Annotated in this window: 15 protein-coding genes and 2 pseudogenes; 8 read left to right on the top strand and 9 right to left on the bottom strand. The window is 55.9% G+C overall.

The features are described from left to right. Nucleotides 1-65: 65 nt before the first annotated feature. The gene (pstS, locus tag EE949_RS07525; protein ID WP_122663703.1) at nucleotides 66-1,091 is read right to left on the bottom strand and encodes a phosphate ABC transporter substrate-binding protein PstS; all 1,026 of its coding nucleotides are present in this window, start codon (nucleotides 1,089-1,091) and stop codon (nucleotides 66-68) included. Between the two features lie 410 nt (nucleotides 1,092-1,501). Here pstS and EE949_RS07530 point away from each other — a divergent pair, with 410 nt between their 5' ends. Then, nucleotides 1,502-1,819, top strand: coding sequence for a hypothetical protein (locus EE949_RS07530; RefSeq protein ID WP_122663704.1), 318 nt, complete (start codon nucleotides 1,502-1,504; stop codon nucleotides 1,817-1,819). 142 nt (nucleotides 1,820-1,961) lie between these two features. On the opposite strand, the gene EE949_RS07540 is transcribed toward EE949_RS07530, so the two are convergent. Continuing rightward, entirely contained in the window at nucleotides 1,962-3,647 is a 1,686-nt protein-coding gene (locus EE949_RS07540; RefSeq protein ID WP_122663705.1) for a VRR-NUC domain-containing protein, read from the bottom strand. A 155-nt stretch (nucleotides 3,648-3,802) separates the two neighbouring features. On the opposite strand from EE949_RS07540, the gene EE949_RS07545 reads away from it, so the two are divergent. Further along, nucleotides 3,803-4,321 carry a nucleoside 2-deoxyribosyltransferase gene (locus tag EE949_RS07545; RefSeq protein ID WP_122663706.1) on the top strand — a complete coding sequence of 173 codons (519 nt, stop codon included), beginning with the start codon at nucleotides 3,803-3,805 and terminating at the stop codon, nucleotides 4,319-4,321. 300 nt (nucleotides 4,322-4,621) lie between these two features. Here the strand turns inward: EE949_RS07545 and EE949_RS07550 are convergent, their stop codons facing one another. Together EE949_RS07550 and EE949_RS07555 are read right to left on the bottom strand one after the other, a co-directional pair. Further along, nucleotides 4,622-4,852 carry a hypothetical protein gene (locus EE949_RS07550; protein ID WP_122663707.1) on the bottom strand — a complete coding sequence of 77 codons (231 nt, stop codon included), beginning with the start codon at nucleotides 4,850-4,852 and terminating at the stop codon, nucleotides 4,622-4,624. Between the two features lie 96 nt (nucleotides 4,853-4,948). After that, nucleotides 4,949-5,851: a LysR family transcriptional regulator gene (locus EE949_RS07555; RefSeq protein ID WP_122663708.1), complete on the bottom strand. Its 903-nt coding sequence runs from the start codon at nucleotides 5,849-5,851 to the stop codon at nucleotides 4,949-4,951. A gap of 118 nt (nucleotides 5,852-5,969) precedes the next feature. Between EE949_RS07555 and EE949_RS07560 the strand changes: the two genes are divergently transcribed. Then, on the top strand, nucleotides 5,970-7,058 hold the full coding sequence (locus EE949_RS07560) for an AbrB family transcriptional regulator (RefSeq protein WP_162873795.1): 1,089 nt from the start codon (nucleotides 5,970-5,972) through the stop codon (nucleotides 7,056-7,058). 76 nt (nucleotides 7,059-7,134) lie between these two features. Then, a complete protein-coding gene (gene xth / locus EE949_RS07565) occupies nucleotides 7,135-7,923 on the top strand; it encodes an exodeoxyribonuclease III (protein ID WP_122663709.1) in 789 nt (262 codons plus the stop codon). A gap of 135 nt (nucleotides 7,924-8,058) precedes the next feature. Here xth and EE949_RS07570 read toward each other — a convergent pair whose 3' ends face one another. From EE949_RS07570 to EE949_RS30200, 3 genes and pseudogenes are all read right to left on the bottom strand, one after another. After that, nucleotides 8,059-9,303, bottom strand: a complete 1,245-nt coding sequence (locus EE949_RS07570; RefSeq protein ID WP_122663710.1) for an AGE family epimerase/isomerase — start codon at nucleotides 9,301-9,303, stop codon at nucleotides 8,059-8,061. A gap of 89 nt (nucleotides 9,304-9,392) precedes the next feature. After that, nucleotides 9,393-10,256 (bottom strand): methyl-accepting chemotaxis protein, encoded by an 864-nt coding sequence (locus tag EE949_RS30195; RefSeq protein ID WP_431194218.1) that lies wholly within the window; start codon nucleotides 10,254-10,256, stop codon nucleotides 9,393-9,395. Further along, nucleotides 10,251-11,018, bottom strand: a pseudogene (locus EE949_RS30200) (MCP four helix bundle domain-containing protein); the annotation flags it as partial. The pseudogene EE949_RS30200 and the gene EE949_RS30195, both read right to left, overlap by 6 nt. 256 nt (nucleotides 11,019-11,274) lie before the next feature. On the opposite strand from EE949_RS30200, the gene EE949_RS07580 reads away from it, so the two are divergent. Next, nucleotides 11,275-11,757: a GFA family protein gene (locus EE949_RS07580; protein ID WP_122663712.1), complete on the top strand. Its 483-nt coding sequence runs from the start codon at nucleotides 11,275-11,277 to the stop codon at nucleotides 11,755-11,757. A 37-nt stretch (nucleotides 11,758-11,794) separates the two neighbouring features. After that, complete coding sequence (locus tag EE949_RS07585; protein WP_122663713.1) at nucleotides 11,795-13,324, top strand: FAD-dependent oxidoreductase; 1,530 nt, start codon at nucleotides 11,795-11,797, stop codon at nucleotides 13,322-13,324. Between the two features lie 51 nt (nucleotides 13,325-13,375). Here EE949_RS07585 and EE949_RS07590 read toward each other — a convergent pair whose 3' ends face one another. Then, nucleotides 13,376-13,753 (bottom strand): VOC family protein, encoded by a 378-nt coding sequence (locus EE949_RS07590; RefSeq protein ID WP_122663714.1) that lies wholly within the window; start codon nucleotides 13,751-13,753, stop codon nucleotides 13,376-13,378. Nucleotides 13,754-14,077: 324 nt separating this feature from the next. Between EE949_RS07590 and EE949_RS07595 the strand changes: the two genes are divergently transcribed. Next, nucleotides 14,078-15,007, top strand: a complete 930-nt coding sequence (locus tag EE949_RS07595) for a hypothetical protein (RefSeq protein ID WP_122663715.1) — start codon at nucleotides 14,078-14,080, stop codon at nucleotides 15,005-15,007. A gap of 40 nt (nucleotides 15,008-15,047) precedes the next feature. Here the strand turns inward: EE949_RS07595 and EE949_RS07600 are convergent, their stop codons facing one another. Continuing rightward, entirely contained in the window at nucleotides 15,048-15,713 is a 666-nt protein-coding gene (locus EE949_RS07600; protein ID WP_240350666.1) for a hypothetical protein, read from the bottom strand. 265 nt (nucleotides 15,714-15,978) lie between these two features. Here EE949_RS07600 and EE949_RS07605 point away from each other — a divergent pair. After that, nucleotides 15,979-16,252, top strand: a pseudogene (locus tag EE949_RS07605) (hypothetical protein); the annotation flags it as partial.

A 16,252-nucleotide genomic window follows, 5' to 3' on the forward strand; every position in this document is an offset into this window, starting at 1 on the left:
GTCCACTCGCAAAGAAACCCTGTCATCGGGCAGCGATGACAGGGGTGAGCCGGAGAAACGTCGAATTACTTGGTGAACTCGGTTTTCCAGTAGTCCTCAACCTTGGTAACCAGGGCTTTCGGCAGTGCCACGTAGGACAGGTCTTCAGCTTGTTTCTGACCGTTTTCCAGCGACCACTTGAAGAAGTCGAAAGCAGCAGCGCTTTGCTCTGCGTTCTTGGCCTTCTTGTACATGATGATCCAGGTGGTAGCGGTGATCGGCCAGGCGGTTTCACCCGGAGCGTTGGTCATGATCAGGTTGAAGTCTTTAACGCTGTTCCAGTCAGCAGTGTCAGCTGCGGCAGCGAAGGCTTTGGCGTCTGGCTTGATGAACTTGCCAGCGGCATTCTTCAACTGGGTGTAAGACAGTTTGTTGGTTTCAGCGTAGGAGTGCTCAACGTAGCCGATCGAACCCTTGATCTGCTTGACGTAGGCCGAAACGCCTTCGCTACCCTTGCCGCCTACACCGGCTGGCCATTGAACGGTCGAACCAAACTTCAACTTCTCGTTCCACTCCGGGCTGACTTTGCTCAGGTAGTTGGTGAAGTTATACGAAGTGCCCGAACCGTCCGAACGGTGAACAACGGTGATGTTCTGGTCTTTCAGTTTGTCTTTGAGCTCTGGGTTCAAAGCAACGATCGCTGGATCGTTCCACTTCTTGATTTCACCCATGAAGATTTTGGCCAGTACTGGACCATCAAGCTTCAGTTGACCAGGCTCGATGCCTTCAACGTTGATGATTGGCACGATACCGCCGATCACGCTCGGGAACTGACCCAGACCGCCGGCAGCCAGGTCTTCTGCCGACAGAGGAGCGTCGGAAGCGCCGAAGTCTACAGTTGCAGCCTTGATCTGAGCGATACCACCGCCAGAACCGATCGACTGATAGTTGATGCGGTTGTCGGCAGACTTGCTGTAATTCTGCGACCACGCGGAGATAACCGGGAAGACGAAACTCGAACCAGCGCCTGTTACGTCTACCGCATGGGCCATGCCACTCAGGCACATCGAAGCGAGCAGAACCGACAAGCGTTTTTTAGTCAGCAGAATCACGGCGATACCTCAACAAGGGAAATTTGGTGGCCCATCCATGGGAAGGCCCGATGCGGATTTAATCCTCGGAATGTTGCGGTTTCATGACAATCAGTCGAGTTGTGTCACAAAGGGGCTTTTTTGTAGGTGTTTTCTGATGGAGAGCGAATGCGTAACTTGGTGTTTCGCCCAATAAACACAGGGGGCTTACCGATATGCGCAAGAAATTTTCCGAATACTAGCTTTAAGCCATCGATATACACCGGACGCAGCATGGCGGAAGGCGTTGCGACCACCCATGTTGCAATTTGAAGACAAGGACTTGTCAGGCTGCGAACGTCATACCCCGCCATTGGTCGGCATGCAGGGCACCTATGGAACGATTTCCGTCACAAAAAGATGTATCGCCCCTAACCATGGAGATTCATCAAATGAACAAAAATAAACTGACTGCCCTGACGCTCGCAGCTCTACTGACTGCGGCCACAGGCTCGGCGTATGCAGGCTCAACCGGACCGACCAACCCGGTCGATACCACACCTAAAACGCCTGCCAGCGGCATGGAGAAAAACACCGATGGCACCACTACCAACCCACCGGGTACATCCCCTGGCGTCAAGGGCATGGACCCGGAACCCAAAATCGATGGTGCTACCGGTACAGGCAACGGGATACCCGATGGTCAGAACAAGGGCGACGGTAGCAAAGGCAATTCGGGCGGCGCTGGCGGGTCGAGCAGTGGTGGCTGATTTCTGACGCATTCCTGCTGGGGCGAGGCTTGCCCGCGAACCCGTTGACGCGGTATGTCAGACAACACGCGTTATCGCTCTTCGCGGGCAAGCCTCGCTCCAACAGCAGCCGCTCACAGGCCACTATGGAACGTTAAACCTGTTAGTTGATGTGGCTGTGAATCTCTTCGCAAGGGTATTGCATCGCACTGGCTGCCCACTGCACATAACACACCACTACCGGCATACCGTGCTCGGCGCAGAAGTCCAGCCAGCGCAGCTGGTTGTCCTGCAACCGGTCACCCGGCCCTTTGACCTCTATCATTCGATAACGCTGTTGCGCCGGAAAGAATTGAATCAGGTCCGGCATACCGGTCCGGTTGGCCTTGATATCCAGTAACAACCGCCTGAACCATTGCCGTAAATGCTCGACCGGCAGGCAGTGCAACGCGTGCTCAAGCAAATCGGGCGTCAAAGCGCCCCAGAACACGAAAGGCGACTGCAGGCCGAACTTACTCTGGTAGCACTCACGAACGGTGTCCTGCCAGGTACCGGAATCAAGCTGCGCCAGGCAAGCATCGAACAGCCCGGCACGTCTCGCGTAGAAATCCGGGCTGTGCAAATCGCTCGGCCCGCTGTGAAAGGGATGGAAAAACGCACCCGGCAACGGGGCGAAGATGGCTGGCCAGCAGAGCAGACCAAACAGCGAGTTAATCAAGGTATTCTCGACGTAGTAAACCTCGCTGCCCTCCTCCGCAAGATGTCGCTGGATCATCTGCTCCACCGTCAGGTCAGAACGCTGCGGCACGCTGACATCCAGACGTTCGACTGTACGGGTGACCCTTCGAACCTTATCGATAAGCCCAAGTTTGCGCTGCAGGCGCGGCAATACCCGACGTGCATGCTGCAGCTCGGCATCGCTTCGCGGCGCGGCTTGCACCTGCTTGAGCAACACCATGGCGGCGCTATAGTCCTCGCAGCGTTCCAGCACCCGGATGCGCCGGGAGCGAGCGCCGGGGTAATCACTGCACTCGTACACGCTCAACGCCAACGGCCAGTCCTGCTCGCGCTCGGCGTACTGGCCGATCTGAAACAGGGTCTTGCTGCGGCGCATCTCAAGCCAGGGGTTGCGGGTATTGATAGCCATGGCGCGCGAAGCCAGGGGTTCCAGCTCTACGCCCTCATCCAGCGCCTGACGGCAGGCGTGCAGCTCAAGGCAGATATCGATATCCGCCCGGTCACTGATGGCCCGGGAATCCAGCGAGAACTCGACCTTCTCATAGCGATACACGCCCAGATCCGCCAGAACAAACTCGGACCACTCCTGGTAAAGATTTCCGAAATACAGCAAGCGCAAACGATCACACAGCGGCATCACACGCAGAGCGAAAATCGTTTCGTCCAGATCAGCGTGCCAGCTGTCCAGGGGTTGCGCGATCTGATGGTGGGGTTGTAACAGCTCCAACAGTTCGTGCTTTCGCTCCGTGCCGCGAACACCGTGCGCCTTGAAGCAGGCCGCCAGTTCGGCCTTGCGCAACAGAACAAACAATTGTTCGAGGCTGAGCGCCGGGCGCGGGTCAACCCAGCCGTTGATCAGCAGCGGTTGCACCGCCTCACGCGTGTCACCCAGCTCGGGGTAATCCAGTTTGCTGGAGCGGAACAGCTCGCCCTTGCGCATGACCATGCGCACCAGCAGACCTTGAGCCGGTTGCGGCAATTGCGCAAAACAGTGAATGAATTCCTGTTCCTGCTCATCCAGCAGATCAGCGTAGCGCTGCCCGATCCAGGCCAGCACCTGACGGAAGTTCTCAAGGTAGTAAAACGGATTTTCCAGGGGCGACGTGTTCACAGCAGGGTTCGCAACAAGTCAGACATGCCGGTAAGGATACTGTTTATCCATACAGATTCCAGTATTGAATCAGCCCCCCCGATAAATGGCTTACGGTTTGCCGACGCGTGAAGCGCTAGAATTGCCATTCCTCACTGTGACGCGGGAGATCGAACATGCAGATCACCACTGCACCCCGGATTTATCTGGCCGGCTTCGATGTATTTCGGGCAGATGCCATTGAGCATGGTCAATACCTCAAGGCCTTGTGCACCGCTCACAGCCTTGAAGGCTTGTACCCCTTCGACAACGAAGTACCCCCCGGGCTCTCTGCTCAGGAAACCGCGCAACTGATCTGCTCGATGAATATCGCCATGATCCAGCGCAGCACGGCGGTGTTGGCCAACCTCAATGTGTTTCGAGGGTTTGAGCCCGACTCTGGCACCGCATTTGAAGTGGGCATGGCCGTCGCGCTGAACAAACCGGTTTGGGTTTATTTCGACCCGGTGGCGTCACTTCGGGATCTGGTGCCTCACGACGCGAACGGTCATGACGAACAAGGATATGAGGTTGAGGATTTCGGCCTGCCGAGAAACCTGATGCTGGCTTGCACCTGGGCCGGTTCGAGTTCGACCGTTGAATTGGCGGTCGAGGCGTTGTCGCTGTATCTGGCAAGACAGACCCGATATCTGTAGGAGCGAATTCATTCGCGAAGGGGCCGTGCCAGTCACCCCATCTTCAGCGCCAGCACCATTGCCTTCCCGGATGAATCCGGTCCCACGGGGTTTTGCGTGCGCAGTGGGATAGCGCAATACATATCCACCTGAACGCCCCCTATCCTGTTGAAGCTCACCGAGGTTACGAGGCCCGAAGGCGGTCTGTCTGATACTCCGCCTTCGCTGGCCTCGTAACCTCGGTGAGCATCTACAGGACAGGATTCAATCCGGGACATTGCTGTTTGTTTGATGAAAGCTGCCGAACCGCAGCCATAACACTCAGTTCACCGATGAAGAACCCACGTCGCTGCTGAAGATCGGATCCAGCTTGTCCGAGTCGCTGAATTCGTCCAGCCCCAGCACATCCAGATCCAGATACCCTTCCGGGTCGGTGTCTTCATCCGCATCGGCGTCGTTCAACGGCGATTGATCACCACCAAAATGATGCTCTACACGTGCATAAAAATGCGAGGGAGCGACCTGCATGTGAAACGGTGAAAGTGTCTGCATCTATTGTTCTCCTGATCATTTTCCGGTGCCAACGCGACTAAGACGTCTGCATGACCACAGGCTAACCCAGCCTGTAGGAAAATGGAGCTAGCTGTGTCAGCTCCAGCTCAAAAATTCTCCGCTGCTGTCACGTAACATCTGCACCATGGCTTGCGCCGCGGGCGATAGATATCCGCCTTTACGGACTGTGCAGCCGATGGTTCGCTTCATGGTGGTTTCCTTCACCACCACTTCGCGCAAATGTTGCATGTTATTGCCGAACTCGAGGGTTTCACGCGCAGTGAAGCTCAGCAGGCTGGTGCGCTCGATCAGCCCCGGTAAAAGTGGAATCGAGTTGGCTTCAATCTGAGCGACAGGTAGCGGCAATTGTTGGGCGCTGAACGCCTGATCCAGCCATTTGCGCGATGAGACGCTGGCGGGCGGCAGTACCCATCGATATGCGCAAAGGTCAGCCATCGTATAGCGAGTCTTGAAGATCGGATGATCCTTGCTGGCGATGACAACCGCTTCGTCTTTGAGAATTGCAAAGCTCTCGAACTGCTCATCGTCAGTGATCAGCGTACAAATGATCATGTCCAGTTGCCCGGAGCGCAAGGATTCACGTAACAGATCGTCCTGACCAATGACCATCTTCAAGGTGATATCCGGGGCTCGCTGCAACAACGCCGACGTCAACTTCGGCAGCAAGTATTCGGCCATGGTCGACGCGCAGCCCACGCGGATGTTTCCCACCGCCCCACTGGCAAAATCGCGCACCTCGCGCTGGGTCTGGGCGATGCTCTGCTGCAGGACCTTGCCCCTTGCCTGCAGCAGCTCCCCGACCGGGGTCAGCTTGATCCGGCGACCGTCGCGCTGAAACAAGCGGGTACCGAACGACTCTTCCAGACGCTGAATGCTTTTCGTCAGCGCAGGCTGGCTGCGGTTGAGTTTCTGCGCAGCACGTCCGAGGTGGCCCAGCTCAGCAATAGTTTCAAAGTAGGCAAGATCGCGCAGATCCATAATTCATCAACCAAAGTTATCAATTCATGATTATTAGAAAATAGACTTGATCGATTCAAGTGTCGATACTTTCGTCGTACGAGCGTCCTGTCTCGCTCGCCTTGCGGAGCCCCACCCCTTGTCATGCGCCTCTGGCTTTTCGCTGCATACCCTTCCAAAACCGGTTCAGTGGTTGGGCCTGATCTTGCTTGCAGGTGCTGCTGGACAACTTCTCAAATATTGGCAAATGCCCGCGGCACTGTTCCTTGGCCCCATGTTGGTGGCGATAGGCTTCGGGGTCATGGGCGCGAACATCCGCCTGCATAAAAACCTGTTCCGCCTGGGTCAGGGCACGGTCGGCGTACTGATTGCACACTCGATGACCATGGCAGTACTGATCACCGCGTTACATTCCTGGCACGTCATGCTGTTTGCGACCGCACTGACAGTACTCCTCAGTGCCGGGGTCGGCCTTTGCCTGGTTCGTTATGCCGGAATCGCGGGCAGCACCGCCGCCTGGGGCACATCGCCCGGCGCAGCCTCTGCGATGGTTGCGATGTCGGAAGACTATGGCGCCGACTCGCGCGTGGTAGCCACCATGCAATATGTGCGGGTGGTCTGCGTGGTCATGGTGGGTGCCGTCGTCAGCCGGATGATTGGCGTGGAAGGCGGCGGTACCGAAGCACACAGCGCCCAGGTGGAGCTGCAAGGCATCAATCTGCTGAACTTTGCCTTGAGCCTCGCAGTGATTGTGTTCGGCATCGTCGTCGCCAGTAAAATCCCTGCGGGTGCGTTGATGGGGCCGCTGTTGATTGGTGGCGCTCTGCAACTGAGCGGGCTGCTACAAATCACCTTGCCCACCTGGATGCTGACGCTGGCTTACGGCGCCATTGGCAGCTACGTCGGATTGCGCTTCGACCGCCCGACCATCCGCTATGTCTGGCGCCGCATGCCGGCCATGATTCTTGGCTCAATGCTGCTGATTGTGCTTTGCGCACTTTCGGCCTGGTTGATTGCGGTCATGCTCGACAAGGATTTTCTCTCGGTTTACCTGGCCACCAGCCCCGGCGGCCTGGATGCCATGGCGATCATAGCCATTGATACCCATTCGGATGTTGGCTTCGTGCTGGCCATGCAGACACTGCGTTTGATCGGCGTCATCCTCACCGGCGCATTCCTTGCGCGGCAGATCATCCGCCTGACTGACAAGGGAGTGCATTCGCACTGATCGCCCTTGATCCATTGAATCTATCGCGCGCGGACCTCTCAAACAGCTCATCACTGCGTCTTTTGAGAGGACTACCGTGAGCACTGTAAAAATCGCCACCTTCAACATCAATGGCATCCGCAGCCGTTTGCCGATCCTGCTGGACTGGCTGCGGCGCGAGAGTCCCGACGTGGTATGCCTGCAGGAATTGAAAGCCGCCGACCTCGCCTTTCCGATCAATGAAATTCGTGACGCCGGTTACGGTGCGATCTGGCAAGGTCAGCCTTCGTGGAACGGCGTGGCCATTCTGGCCAGGGACATGGAGCCGCTGGAGGTACGTCGCGGCCTGCCAGGCTTCGAGAAAGACAGCCAGAGCCGCTACATAGAAGCGGCTGCACATGGCGTGATTGTCGGCTGCCTGTACCTGCCCAACGGCAATCCGCAGCCAGGACCCAAGTTCGATTACAAACTGGCCTGGTTTGAAAAGCTCATTGAACATGCCGGGTCGCTGTATGAAAGCGGACATCCGGTGGTGCTGGCAGGTGACTACAACGTGGTACCCACCGACGAAGACATCTACAACACACGGTCATGGCTCAAGGATGCGCTGTTGCAGCCAGAAAGCCGTGAGTGCTTTCAGCGCCTTCTCAGTCAGGGCTGGACTGATGCATTACGCACCTGTTTCCCGGACGAGCGGATTTACACCTTCTGGGATTACTTTCGCAAGCACTGGGAAAGCAACTCCGGTTTGCGGATTGACCATTTGCTGCTCAATGCGCAAACCAGTGCCCGGCTCGAACGCGCCGGGGTGGATCACTGGCCGAGAAACGAACCGCACCCCAGTGACCATGCGCCGACATGGGTTGAGCTGGAGATGGGGGATTAGTATGCGGGGGTGGCGAACTGCCGACGCCTCCCCCTGTAGGACCGAATTTATTCGGGAAGGCGCTATTTCAGACAACGCAGAAGCTGCGGATGTACCGGCCCTCTTCGCGAATGAATTCGCAGGGACTGAATCGACTCACCCTATCCCCGCCAGCGCACTCGCCAGACTCGGGGCCAACGGCAATACCGGCAACAAGGTCGCCTGATAGGCGTGATACAGATCCGGTTTGCCCGCCCAGATATCCGCACTGGGCTGATTGAGTTCGTTGAGCTCATGACGCCAACTGCCCAATTCGCGATCAATGAATAACGTTTCGTTGAACTCCCAAAAGCAGCGATACCAATCTTCGTACTGCTTTTCATCGGTGCGCTGCAATAACGCTGCAGCGGCAGCGGCGGCTTCGCAATGGACCCAATGCAGGCGATGACGAACCACCGGTTTCTTCTGCCAATCCAGGGTGTAGACAATGCCCGGCAAGCCGTCGACATTCCACGCATCGCGGCAGGCATTGGCAAACAACTGGCGCGCATCGGCAAGCAACCAGGCCGGAGTCGGTAGTTTCAGACGCTGGCGCGCAGCTTCCAGATGCAATAACAGCCGTGCCCACTCGAAAGCATGACCCGGCGTCGTGCCGTACGGGCGGAAACCATCAGCCCGGTTATCGTGGTTGTAATCCGGTAAAGGCTGCCAGAACTGGCTGAAGTGCTCGACCACCTGATGATCATTGTCAGCAGCATGACCATGAATAACCCGTTCGACAATCCGCAATGCCCGATCCAGCCACTGGGCATCACCGGTGACATCGGCGAGCGCGAGAAAGGCCTCGGTGCTGTGCATATTGCTGTTCGCACCGCGATACGCTTCCTCTTGAGTCCAGTCGCGAGCAAAGGATTCACGCATGGCCCCTTCGTCTTCACTCCAGAAGCGACGCTGAATGACCTCGATGACATCCGACAGCAACGCCTGCGCGCCGGGACGCCCCGCCACCACTGCTGAACTGGCCGCCAGCGCCACAAAGGCATGCAGATAAGCCTGCTTGTCAGCCTTGCTCTGCTCAGTCAACGGACCGCTGAACCAGCCACCATGTTCTGGATCACGCAACGGCCCACGCAATGATGCAACGCCATGATCCACCAGCGCTGCACAGCCAGGTATGCCTCGCACATGCGCCATGGCAAAACTGTGGGTCATACGCGCGGTGTTCATGGTTTCGGCTTGAGCGTTTGCAGGCAGGACGCCGCGCTCATCGAGGTTGCCAAACCCTTGGGGCAGCCGTGAGGCCTTGGCGAAAGTCAGCAGCCGATCACCTTCACGGGCCAGCCACTCATGATGTCCGGGCGCACGAAGCCAACTGCTGAAAAGATTGTTCTTATTGTCCATGAAGCTGTCTCGCCTCTGTCATTGAGCAGAGGCGAATCATGCCCGGCACGACCCGCCATGGGCAAGCGCGCCGACCAGACAGCAGCGAATCAGACCTTGAAGCGCGCCACCACCTGATTCAGGTCACCCGCCAGACGCGACAGCTCGTTGCTGGACGCGCTGATCTGGTTGGCACCCTGAGTCGACTGCATGGACAGATCGCGGATGTTGACGATGTTGCGATCCACTTCCCGCGCCACTTGAGCCTGCTCTTCCGCGGCACTGGCGATGACCAGGTTGCGCTCGGAGATCTGATTGATGGACGAAGTGATGTCAGTCAGCGATTCACCAGCACCCTGGGCCAGGGTCAGCGTTTCGTTGGCGCGCTCGCTACTGGTCAACATCGACTCAAGTGCCTGAGCGGAGCCGCTGCGCATGGCGCTGACCATCTTGTCGATTTCCAGGGTGGACTGCTGAGTGCGATGTGCCAATGCACGAACCTCGTCGGCCACTACAGCGAAACCACGACCGGACTCGCCCGCCCGTGCTGCTTCAATGGCAGCATTGAGGGCCAGCAGGTTGGTCTGTTCAGCAATGGAGCGAATAACGTCGAGTACCTTGCCAATGTCCTGAGACTGATCCGCCAGGCTCTGGACCAGCGCCGAAGTGGCCTGGACGTTATCAGTCAGGGTCTGGATCGACTGCACGGTTTCCACTACTCGCGCCTGCCCTGCCTGAGCCGAACGATTGGAATGGTTCGATGCATCAGAGGTGGATACAGCGTTACGCGCCACTTCTTCCACGGCCGAGGTCATCTCGTTGATCGCGGTCGCGGCCTGATCGATTTCGGCGTTCTGCTGATGCAGGCCGCGGTAGCTGTCTTCGGTGACCGAGTTCAGCTCGGTGGCGGCTGAAGCCAGCTGTGTTGCCGAACTGCCGATGTGTTGCATGGCCGAGCGCAGATTGCCCTGCATTTTGTCCAGCGCCACCAGCAGGCGCGTTACTTCATCGCTGCCATCCACTGTGATGCGTTGGGTCAGATCGCCGTTGGCTACATGTTCAGCAGCGGTTACTGCAACTTCCAGCGGACGCACGATGCTGCGGGTCAGCAGCAAGGCCAGAGCGACTGTGCCCAGACCGGCAAGGATCACGAAGATGAAGACGATGTTGCGCGACTTTTCGTACTGCTCTTCGGCAGCCTTGCCTTCAGCGTCCACGTGCTGGGCATAGAAATCGCCCAGGTCGGCCAGTTGCTTGCCGGAGCCATCAACGATGGTTTTCATGTCTACCAGCAGCAGCTTGTTCAGCGCCTCCCGGTCATTTTGTGCGGCAATCACAAACGACTTATCCAGCGCTTTCTGGTACTCGGCCAGTGTCACCCGGAACTGGTCGCTGAGTACTTTTTCTTCCGGGGTATCCACGAAGGAAGCAAATACATCGAGCTTCTTGTTCAAATCCTGATTTCGCACGTCGAGCTGGCTGCGATAAGTCGGGATGTTTTTTGGATCCGGATCCAGCGCCATGCGTAGAGAGATCGTGCGAATGCGCAGCATGTTTTCACGGATATCGCTAATGACACGCATGCTGGGCAGCCAGTTGGTTTCAACGGCGACTTCACTCTGCCGAATCGTCGACATCTGAACCATGGCAAACCAGCCGAGCAAGGCGACCAACAACGAGATGAGCGTGAAGCCAAGACCGGCTCGGCGGGCGATAGTCAAATTGCGTAGGTTCATGACGAGAGCTCTTTTTATTGGCAGGAAGGTCAAACTGGGCAGCAAAAAGTTGTAGGACAACTCTACCTATCGACTGGAAAATCGCCTTCTTGAGGACCCTTGAGACTAACGACAACAATTATTTTCGGGTCTGTCCCAAATCAGCTTTTCGCTATCCGACGAATGTCTTAGAGCAAACCGCCAACCTGTGTGTCTAGACCATAACGGCCTCAAAAATGACACGGTGACCCGTGTCTCTTCTAAAGGAGATTCAGTCATGCATCTGGAAGGTTCATGCCATTGCGGCGAAGTCGAATTCAGTCTGAGCAGCGCCCATCCATATCCCTATCAGCGCTGCTATTGCTCCATCTGCCGCAAGACCCAAGGCGGTGGCGGTTACGCCATCAACCTGGGCGGCGATGCCAAAACGCTAAAAATCAAAGGCCGCGAGCACATCACGATTTACCACGCAAAAATGCGAGAAGACCATCACGTCAGCACCAGCAGTGCCGAGCGGCATTTCTGCAAATTGTGCGGCAGCGGTCTCTGGTTGTTCAGCCCCGAATGGCCCGAGCTGATCCATCCGTTTGCATCAGCCATCGACACCCCGCTGCCCACGCCACCTGAACACACTCACCTGCTTCTGGACTCCAAAGCGTCCTGGGTCGAAGTGGATGCGCATGAAAAAGACCAACAGTTCGACAAATACCCCGAGGAATCAATTGCCGAGTGGCATGAACGATTGGGATTGGCGCGCTAGGAGCGTCCTTAACAGTTGCTAGCCGAGAGGGATATTCATGGCAATGCATCACGTTGCGCAATTTGCCGACTTGAAGGAGGACCGTCCGACACCGGTCACGATCGGCGACCTGAAACTTGTCCTGATTCGTTTCGCGGATCAGGTTAGGGCATACCAAGGAGAATGCCCCCACGCCGGTGCGCCACTGGCCGACGGCGCGGTGTGCTCGGGCAGCCTGATCTGCCCTTGGCACAAGGCGGCATTTGCTATCAGTGACGGGAGTCTTCGCGAGCCCCCGGCACTTGACTCACTTCAACGCTACCCGGCCAGTGTGGAGGGAGGTCGGGTGGTCGTCGACGACCAACCGTTGCCGATATCGCGTCCGACTGCCCTGCCAGACCGGCGCTACTTCGTCATAGTCGGCGGCGGTGCTGCGGGAACGGCCGCCGCCTCGGCACTGCGCGAGCAAGGCTTTGCCGGGCGGCTGGCATTGATCGACCCGCAGCAAGAACCGGGTTATGACCGAACCGCCCTCAGCAAATTCGTCATTGCTGGAGACATGCAGCCGCACGAAATACCCACCTTGCGAGACGCAAGTTTTTATCTTGATGAAAACATTCAACGCATCCAGGCAGCCGTCACAAAGCTGGACGCACAGAGCAAGCAAATAACCCTCAACACCGGCGAGCGCATTGATTACGACGCGGCCTTGATCGCCACCGGAGGCATACCGAAACAGCTCACTTTGCCAGGTGCCGGTTTGCCGCAAGTCCTGACCCTGCGCTCCCGTGAAGATGCGGCAGCTGTACTCGATGCCGCGCAGCCAGACGCAAACGCGGTGATCATTGGTGACAGCTTTATCGGTCTGGAGGCGGCATCGGCGTTGCGCAAGCGAGGGCTGGCGGTGACAGTGCTTGCCCGCCATGAGACGCCTTTCCTGGCGCAATTCGGTGAGCGTATCGGCACCGCAATCCGCCGATTGCATGAGCAAAACGGCGTACTGTTTCGCACCCATGTCGAAGCCATCCGCTTCACGGGCGAACACGCTTTGGAAGATGTGGTGCTCGATAGCAGTGAACGCCTGCCCGCCGATCTGGTTCTGGTAGGTACCGGTGTTCGCCCGGCTACGGATTTCGTCCAGGGTCTGGAGCGTCACGAAGACGGCTCTCTGATTGCTGATTCAGGTATGCAGGTGTACGACAGCCTGTGGGCAGCGGGCGACATGGCAACGTTCCCGATGGCAGGCTCCGCCGTGCGAATCGAGCATTGGCGGCTCGCGCAGCAACAGGCGCGAATCGCCGCGCACAATATGCTCGGCGGTCATGAACAGTTTGCGGATGTACCGTTCTTCTGGACCTTCCACTTTGGCAAACGCATCGACTATCTGGGCCGCGCCGAGCAGTGGGATAACATCGTTTATCACGGCGAACCAGAGCGCTTTGAGTTCATCGCGCTGATCTGCAAAGACGGCCTGGTCGCAGCCGCAGTTGCCTGCCAGTACGAACGTCCAATGGCACTCCTTGCACAGCGGATGAAGCAGCCGCTGGGCGTTGATCAAGCACTCGATTTGATTAAAAAGTCTGAGTGATCAAACGCCGTGAGGACCGGCCTTAGCCGGCAAAGCAGCGAAGCTTGCGCTTCAGACCCGCTCTGAAATCTCGATCAGATTCAAATCCGGATCGCGCACGTACACGGAACGTATCGGCCCGGTCGCGCCAGTGCGCATGACGGGCCCTTCGATGATCGGCCAGTCAGCCTGCTTCAGACGCTCGATCACCTGCTCCAGCGGTACCGATGCGATAAAGCACAAGTCCAGAGCGCCCGGCACGGGTAAATGCGCCTTGGGCTCGAACTCTGCGCCACGAACATGCAGATTGATCTTCTGCTCGCCAAACCGGAACGCCATGCGTCCGGCACCGAAGGTCTCCAGTTGCATGCCCAGTACACGGACGTAAAAGTCTTTGGTCGCGTCGGCGTTTACGGCGGTCAGGACCAAGTGGTCAAGGTGATCGATCATTGCGGATGCTCTTAAGGGACACATCAGCCAATGAAACGTAAACCGGGGAATAAAGTCCAGTACTGCGTAATCGCGGAAGACTATTGAGCGGGAGTCGCCCATGGTTATTTATGCGAGATCTGCTCTGTAGAAAATGATTCAGACGCGAACTGCGGACGACACGTGACTCCGACAAACCAGTCAGACATTTCTTTTAAGTATTCATAATAATTACTGTAGGAAACTTCTGATTTTAAACGCAGTGAGTTGACGCTCTGTTTAAATCTCTATTACGTCAATTTTGACAGTGGCATGTTGCCCTGCATAATCGACTAGAGAATCCCCATGAACAAACTCAAAAAGAAAAATATTAAACGTTGGCTAATCCCGGCTTTCATCTCGGCCAGCTTGACCTATGGAGCCCATGCGAATACTGAGCAGACGGACGCGATCAGTACTTCGACCCGTGAAACTACTGTGGCTGAACCGGCAGTTGACCAACAACTTTCAGAGCCGAAATTTTCCGTCCTTGAAGATAAACTGCACAGCTTGAATGACGCGCTGACCAGCAGGTACCCGGTCCACTATTACGGATTTGTTTCGCAGCGCGGGCAAGACGTGATCCTCATGTTTCCTGGCAGCAATCCAACCACACAAGCCTGGAAGGTTGAGTACTACGAGAACGGCAACTGGGTGGCGCATAACCTGCCGAGCAAAGTATTTTCAAATCTCGAGCCCGGCGCCGAGCTTATCATTCGCGTGACGCCTGGAAATCAGCAGCATGGAGCGAGTATTCCCTACTCACTGAGTTTTGGATCGTATCCGGTTCTCAAAAAATACGATCTGCATGACGAACCGGGGGTGATCAGAATTCCTAGCGGGTATTCGGAGCCGGGGTGGTTAGCCACCCAACTTTATAAGGAGGCGCTTTTAGAGGTTAAGTTCACGGATACTAAAGATGCTCCTCTGGAGGGCGGCGAGGCTGTTTTCGTCCTCAAGTTCGAGGCAGAAGAGGCTATTATGCTGCGTCTGTTCAGCAACGCTGATGGCGCCGCCAGCGGACAAATCAAACTTGGACGTTGCTACGGCGGCGCACAAGCTCAAGACTTTGTTGATAAGCAAAGGGGTTTTAACACCTGGCGGAGCTTTTACAAAGCCGGTGGCTATTTTGTGCATAACCAATCTTTAGGCAATACAACCGCTACGCCTCACTGGTTTAATTTAGGGCACATTTGCACACAGACGGTTGTGCGGACAATCCCTCCTCGCAATTGATTCAAGCGTCAGTCTGGCAGACATTGCCAGACTGACGTGCTCATACGGACAGGGAAATGCGCGAAACATCCTGCCTCTCAGCATTCAGACTAACTTGCCTGACCCATTCAGTGTGAATTTGCTTAACACCGACGCTCAGAATTTTGCCAAAATCAATAACGCGTTCAAAATCGTTGATATCCAGTTTGAACCGACCACCGAAAGTTTCATGATCGTGGTCAACCATTGTCATCATGGCTTTGGCTCTGGCCTGCAACTGAAGCTTGAAATCATCAAAACCATTGATACGTTCGGTCAATAGCGCTTTTTCAGCTTCGGTAAGACTTTCCTTGTAATCTAGAATTTTTATGGAGACACTGCTACTCAGGGTAAAGCCGAATGACTTATCAGCAAGCTCGGGATGCGTATCAGCCAAATCTTTCATAAAACGCGAGTAGGTAGCTTGCGTTAGCGCAAAATCAATTTCGTTGCACGCCTTTTTCATCCATACATATTCTTCTCGATTGGTGAAGTGCTCATAGCCGGGATCGGTCAACCAAGGCTTCTCTTGATATTCATAAAACGGGCTTTCTTTAGCCACCAAGGGAGGAGATTCAACCGTCTCGTCCAGTAGCAGCTCTCCGCTTGTCCTTGCTGAGTGCTGATTAAGCACTGTCGCGACCTGCTGCAGGCCGACCAGACTATTTGATATATCGTTAATATTCACCACACTGCCCTCCATTTGGCGTCTTATTCAATAACGGCAGCGCCTGAAAAACCTTGGCCTGATAACACAGTAGGAAATTTCCGATGAACCCACGAATGTGACGCCTCTCTCAAAGTTTCCACCCAAACAGCCAACTCAAATCCACCAAACATCTCTGTAGGAAACTTCTGTTTTTAAACGCAGTGAGTTGACGCTCTGTTTAAATCTCTATTACGTCAATTTTGACAGTGGCATGTTGCCCTGCATAATCGACTAGAGAATCCCCATGAACAAACTCAAAAAGAAAAATATTAAACGATGGCTAGTTCCGGCTTTCATCTCGGCCAGCTTGACCTATGGAGCCCATGCGAATAGCGAGCAGACGGACACGATCAATACTACGGGCAGCGAAACTACTGCGGCTGAACCAGCAGTTGACCAGCAACTTTCAGAGCCGAAATTTTCCGTCCTTGAAGATAAACTGCACAGCTTGAATGACGCGCTGACCAGCAGGTACCCGGTCCACTATTACGGATTTGTTTCGCAGCGCGGGCAAGACG

Origin of the sequence: Pseudomonas viridiflava (genome assembly GCF_900602065.1) — a bacterium.
Lineage (GTDB): Bacteria > Pseudomonadota > Gammaproteobacteria > Pseudomonadales > Pseudomonadaceae > Aquipseudomonas.

Coding starts and splice junctions, on each gene's coding strand:
- EE949_RS30195 (WP_431194218.1), bottom strand. CDS start 10,256: ATGCAGGGCAATCTGCGCTCGGCCATGCAACACATCGGCAGTTCGGCA.
- EE949_RS07545 (WP_122663706.1), top strand. CDS start 3,803: ATGCAGATCACCACTGCACCCCGGATTTATCTGGCCGGCTTCGATGTA.
- EE949_RS07585 (WP_122663713.1), top strand. CDS start 11,795: ATGGCAATGCATCACGTTGCGCAATTTGCCGACTTGAAGGAGGACCGT.
- EE949_RS07595 (WP_122663715.1), top strand. CDS start 14,078: ATGAACAAACTCAAAAAGAAAAATATTAAACGTTGGCTAATCCCGGCT.
- EE949_RS07570 (WP_122663710.1), bottom strand. CDS start 9,303: ATGGACAATAAGAACAATCTTTTCAGCAGTTGGCTTCGTGCGCCCGGA.
- EE949_RS07580 (WP_122663712.1), top strand. CDS start 11,275: ATGCATCTGGAAGGTTCATGCCATTGCGGCGAAGTCGAATTCAGTCTG.
- EE949_RS07590 (WP_122663714.1), bottom strand. CDS start 13,753: ATGATCGATCACCTTGACCACTTGGTCCTGACCGCCGTAAACGCCGAC.
- EE949_RS07530 (WP_122663704.1), top strand. CDS start 1,502: ATGAACAAAAATAAACTGACTGCCCTGACGCTCGCAGCTCTACTGACT.
- EE949_RS07555 (WP_122663708.1), bottom strand. CDS start 5,851: ATGGATCTGCGCGATCTTGCCTACTTTGAAACTATTGCTGAGCTGGGC.
- EE949_RS07550 (WP_122663707.1), bottom strand. CDS start 4,852: ATGCAGACACTTTCACCGTTTCACATGCAGGTCGCTCCCTCGCATTTT.